Source organism: Neisseria sp. HMSC03D10 (genome assembly GCF_001807625.1).
Lineage (GTDB): Bacteria > Pseudomonadota > Gammaproteobacteria > Burkholderiales > Neisseriaceae > Neisseria > Neisseria mucosa.
Genome location: NZ_KV789586.1, coordinates 1 through 4,273 on the forward strand (window position 1 = coordinate 1; position 4,273 = coordinate 4,273).

Sequence of the window (4,273 nt, forward strand, 5' to 3'; positions counted from 1 at the left end):
TTTTGTTAACAGACTATTTTTGCAAAGGTCTCGCTCTATGTTGCTTTCGATACCGTCGTTTTCAAGGTTCGGAGGGGTTTGTTCGATGCTCATAAATGCTCCGCCCGCCGGATGCGGGAAAGCATTTCGGCGGGATGGTTATCGTGTATTTCGGGATAAACCGGAAGGGAAGTTCAGTAAAAACGAACTGGGAAGGTCCATAATAAAAGCCTGCAGATTCAGGCGTCGTGTTGGAAACGGAGCGTATTTTACCGCGTTTCGGAGCGGTTTACTATTTTTAACTGAAAAGGTCGTCTGAAATGTATAAATTTCAGACGACTTTGGTAAACGTTGAGTTTTCACCCTAACCTATTCTTTCTCAATTTGTTGCGTAAAAACTTCATAAATTTCTTACCTCAAAACTGCGATCTGGAAAACTTTCAAATAGCAACTAAACCTAAGAAATCAGTTTTTTTAACTTGCTCCACAAAGAAAGTGTTTTCGGTCCACGCGAGCTCGATTGATAAGGATAGGTAGGATAAGCCTTAGTGCCTTCAGTTTGGGACTGTTCAGGCAAAGGTAGCCCCGTTTTCATGTCCAATCCTACTTTATCTGCTAGCTTTTTCATCAGTTCGTCCGAGGGCTTTTGGGGTTCTTCTCCCTCCACCCAGCGTTGAAAGGCGATTTTGCCGTCCCATGCGGGTAAAGGTGCCGGCGGTAGCGGGACGATGTCATCCAAATCAGGAACGGTCGGCGACATGAATCCGTAATCTGAAAGATAGGTATTAATAATGTCATAACGGCGGGCACGTTCTTCATCAGCTTCAACATCTAAAAAGTCGTTACTACCTTTGTCTTTTCCTGCCTTAAATGCATGAGAAAGAATAAGTGCAGACAAATGGTTACCATTTTTTGTTCCTTGATGATAGGCCTTTACTGCTTCATCAAATCTATCACTAATCTGCAAATGACTACCCAGTTCTAAAGAAGAAGCCCCCTGTCCTTGTTCAGAAGCACATTGGTGTATCTTGCGCATCAAATCCAGTCGGAACTCCCGTGTCGGTTCGTCATCAAGCCAAGCTATTTTTTCCGCCAGTGCATATTGCGCCTCCCTGCTGCCCATATCCGCAGCCTTGCGTAAAAATGCCAGCTCGCTGTCGGGGGGCGCGCTAACACCGTAGCCGTCTTCAATATAGCCTTTGAGCAGATAGTAGGCGGTAGCTGGAAGTTGTTTGTGCAGCATTTTATACAATTTGTGGACTTCAGTTTCAGCCTCAATATCGGGAACTTTCGTCCAGCCGTCGCTGAGCAGGAACTGCAGCCGTATGTTTGCCTTATAGTCGCCGTTGGCGGCAGCAATGCGGTAATAGGGCAATAGTTCATCCCAAAAACCGTCCTCCCTCTGGCCAGGCCACATATGGTTCAAATCACGGTGCAGCGCGTAGTTGTAGAGTTGCTGTGTTTCCTCGGACAGAGGTGGGCGTTTTTCATGCACGCAGGTAAATTCTAGGTTCTTTTTGATTTCTTCAACGGTCTTCAGGGTTTCTTTCTTCCGTTGCTTTTCTTGCCATTTTTCCCCTATGCTGCAATACGCGGGTTTAACATGACCGTTTGCACCGCCTATATGGATGGGATTGCATTTCAGCCAAAGGAGAAACCAAATAAACATTGCTGCCAGACAGCCTAAGACAATCAGGGTGTATTTGAGGGATTTATGCATAATAGTCAATCCAATCGAGAGACTTTAGGATCCAGGCGTAAAAATTCGCACAGAGGGTGCAGTGGCGGTTTCCCGTTTATAATCTGTTTTTTATTTTCATCCATTATTATCTGCCACCGTTTAAAAGCCATAATTGCTACGCTCGGATCATTCATCGCCTCTGGATTCGCCGCATTATCAAACTTTCCTGCCGCATTATTGGCTTTGTGCAGATCGCGTGTATGTAGTTTCCACAGATCTTTGCGCAGTTTTCGCGCCACTGCGCCGTTTTCGGTAAATATGCCCAATTCCGTATCAACCTGCATACTACGGGTATTCAGATTAGCGGAACTGATAACAGTAAAGACATCATCTATAATGGTCACCTTCGAATGAATGTAAACTTCTTTCCAAGCATTAGATGCAGTCAAGGTGCAGACATGGACTTTGACACCCAACTCTTTTTTCAGTTTTTTGACAAATTCTTTCTCCCTCACTTCTTCCGCATTTTTAGTATAGGATCGTTCTCTTGTCCCAGAACGTTGCTTCTGACTTTCCTTTAATTCCGCCAATTCTCTTTTCCATTTAGCAATAGTACTTGCTGATCCTTGTGCATGATTATTTCCAAGCGATGCTTCCAAAAATTCTATACGATCTGTATGAGTAAGGGCAACATTAGGCATCACATCCTGCCTTCCCAACTTTTCTAACATTTTATTTGTTGTATACGTTCCTTTTCCCAAACCATCATCAGATGAATTAGTTACAACAAACCAATGTATCGGCATATTAGCAGAGCGGCCTTTTGACCTTAAATTCTGCCAATGTTTGATAAATGCCTCTGCCAACGGCGGCCATCTGAAATACTGATTTTCTGTATAGATATAGCTGGTAACCCTTTTGATATTTTGCAGATAGATTTTTTTGATATCTTCAATATCCGGCTTGTCGTAAGTACGCAATATCTGCGCCATCAAAGGCGTACCTCCGGCAGATTTGTTAAAAGGATATTTGTCGAAAGTCAGCGCTTTTCTCTTTTCTTCCAGTTTCTCACTACTTACCCTATCCCAAGATTGGCAGAAATTACGATTGATGTACCATAAAACTTCACCGCTGACGATGCTTGATACATCTTGCAACGGTGTATCAACGTTTTTGCCTTTATTGGGCGATAATACATTGCCGGAGATGTGACTATCATCATCCCAATAATTGTCTAGCATATTATGTTCCATTACAAAACCTACTGCCTTATGAGGTACTTCATAGTCTATTAAAACTGTTTTTTGGTGATGAGAAGGAAACATCTTCAATGTTGATTTTACATTTTCTGGTAACTCCTTATCTTCGTATTGATTTCCCTGAAAATAAACACTGCGAGTTCTGAATTTCAGATTGTTATGATATGAAGACTTGGATAATTCCATTAATATAGGGTATTCACTGCTAGCTACATATTCTTTTTGCATATTTATTTTTATCGTATCGTTATCTGCATTTTTGGGGGTTTCAAATTTCTTATGTAATTTTCCCTCAATGGCTAGATACCAATATTGATCATACTTTTTCTGAGCTTTAGTTACCCCTGGGACTCCGCCTGAAAAAACACCTGGTGCATTCCCCATATTTGCTTCTGCAAAAGTCTGTATTTTAAAAGGTATACTCCAAACTAATATCCTCACCTGCACACCTGATTTTGCTTTTTCAATCAATAAATCCCCAATGCACTTACTCTTACCGTCCCGCTTTAGATGCATCGAAGGCTGAAATCCCCATATCGCAATATCAATTGAATGTTCAGCTTTTTCAATTTTTTCATGGAGCGTTGTAAAAGCTTCTTTCCCATTAATCAATGGTCTGAAGGTTGCTGCAACAGGGGCTGATTCATTTGAGTCTAAAAGAAACCAGTTCATTGATGTTGTTGCACCTAATTTAGACTTAGTAGAGGCAGCAATTATATTTTTAGCCATTTTTAGAACCTTTCAAATCTTTGTCTTTTATATTATGTACGATTTCGAAATATTTCTTTGCCTGCTCTATCGGAGAAAGTTCAGAACTTGTATATTTCAATCCATGAAAACCACGGTTGGTTATTTTATCCCTTGATGTATTTTCGTTAAATTCATCCTCAATCGGAATCAAATATTCTAAATCGTTGGCAAATACAATCTTATATTTACTTGTTGGTATTTCATGTTCGATGGCGATATAGCCGGTGGAATCCGTTACCCCTTTTTGAATTTCTGAACCATCCGCATAGAGCGTATACGGCATACCAATGTAAAAACCATCCGAATGGGGCGATTGACGTAAATTGATACACATCGGGCGTTTGGGTAAAGTTTTAGGCCAACTTGGATGAGTAATTCCCATACTACTCGGCCCCGTCACCACCAACGGCGCCCTCACCCTTACCACCTTCGGACTCCCGATCTCAACCTCCCCGTTACTCAACTTGATATACGCCCCTTTGCAGGTAATCAGTATCTCTTCCTTTGCCGCAATGGTGATTTTCCCCGCGCTGCTGGTCAGTACCGCATCCTTCAGTGCATTCAGCTGCAACTCGTCATTCTGTGCCTGCACTTCCACTTTGCC

3 protein-coding genes are annotated in these 4,273 nt (G+C 42.1%); all 3 read right to left on the minus strand.

Going from position 1 to position 4,273, the window contains the following annotated elements:
- Nucleotides 1-436: 436 nt before the first annotated feature.
- Nucleotides 437-1,699, minus strand: coding sequence for an SEL1-like repeat protein (locus HMPREF3066_RS09035; protein WP_205836745.1), 1,263 nt, complete (start codon nucleotides 1,697-1,699; stop codon nucleotides 437-439).
- 5 nt (nucleotides 1,700-1,704) lie between these two features.
- A complete protein-coding gene (locus tag HMPREF3066_RS09040; protein ID WP_070442326.1) occupies nucleotides 1,705-3,648 on the minus strand; it encodes a phospholipase D-like domain-containing protein in 1,944 nt (647 codons plus the stop codon).
- The coding region (locus HMPREF3066_RS13620) for a DUF2345 domain-containing protein (RefSeq protein WP_321178929.1) at nucleotides 3,641-4,273 on the minus strand (633 nt) is incomplete at its 5' end. The genes HMPREF3066_RS09040 and HMPREF3066_RS13620, both read right to left, overlap by 8 nt.